1 protein-coding gene is annotated in these 1,204 nt (G+C 36.1%); it reads left to right on the forward strand.

Annotated elements, in window-relative coordinates:
- The first annotated feature begins 90 nt into the window (after positions 1–90).
- On the forward strand, positions 91–1,200 hold the full coding sequence (locus IE867_RS14480; protein WP_192485410.1) for an IS4 family transposase: 1,110 nt from the start codon (positions 91–93) through the stop codon (positions 1,198–1,200).
- Positions 1,201–1,204: the final 4 nt, after the last annotated feature.

Below are 1,204 nucleotides of genomic sequence, written 5' to 3' on the forward strand. Positions count from 1 at the left end.
CCACACTACAGGACAGTAGCTGCAAAAAGTCTTTATTTTCAAGGGTTTCAATGACATCTTTAGAGTAGAAAAAAATAACTAAAATTACATATGAAACACAACAAAGCATTTCAGCAGCTACTGGGACAATATTTTACCTTTAATTCGCATCGTTTAACATGCCTGATTCACATTATTTTGGGATTATTCATTACGCAAAGTGTAAATCTTGCCAAACTTTCCAGAACCTTTTCTACCAAAACAAAACACCAGTCTGTCTACAAGCGGTTACAACGCTTCATGAAATATCTCACATTTAGTCATAAATCCTTGTTTTTAATGATTTGTGATGTCTTTGATATTAAAGGAAATTTGACACTTTGCATGGATAGAACAAATTGGAAATTTGGCAAAGCACATATCAATTATCTGGTGGTAAGCATTGCCTACAAAGGAATTTCTATTCCCGTCATCTGGTCACTGCTTACCGACAAAAAATGTGGAAACTCAGATTTTGAAGACAGAAGAAAACTCTTTGATCGTATACTAACATTCATTCAACCCACGCAAATAAAGGCATTATTATGTGATCGAGAATTTTTGAGTGGTGACTGGATTGCCTATCTTAAAAGCCACCAGATTCCATTTGTTATTCGTGCTAAAGAAACCGTGCTAGCAAGCAATAGTCAGGGCAAAGCAATTTCATTTAAAACGATGTTTGCAAACCTCTCTGATGGGAAGTCATCATGTTTAAAAGCATCACGTAATGTTTTAGGGTGTGATGTCTATATTTGTGCAAAACGCCTCGATAGTGGGGAGTTATTGATTCTTGTATCTAACAAGCCGGGGCGTATGGTATTTGATTTATATCGAATCAGGTGGGAAATTGAAACATTGTTTGCAGCCATGAAGCGAAAAGGCTTTAATTGGGAAGATACACACATGACACATCCACTAAGATTAAGTAACCTTTTGTTTGTCTTGACCATCGCGTTTATATGGGCATATAGACAAGGAGATATATTGCTAAAAGATCAACCCAGAAAGCTTAAAAAACACGGTTATCCTCAATACTCTATTGTGCGCATTGGAGTAGATTTTATTATTAAAGCCATTAGTGAGATCATCATTAACCCACGTAAAATACTTAGCTCGATCAGAATGGTATTTAAACCAAAAGCGTTAAAGATTACATTGAATGACTCAGGCGGTGTCCTGTAGTGTG

It is taken from the genome of Cysteiniphilum marinum (assembly GCF_014857925.1).
Classification (GTDB): domain Bacteria; phylum Pseudomonadota; class Gammaproteobacteria; order Francisellales; family Francisellaceae; genus Caedibacter; species Caedibacter marinus.

Bases quoted from the DNA above. Each gene is read 5' to 3' on its own strand.
- IE867_RS14480 (WP_192485410.1), top strand. From the start codon at position 91: ATGAAACACAACAAAGCATTTCAGCAGCTACTGGGACAATATTTTACC.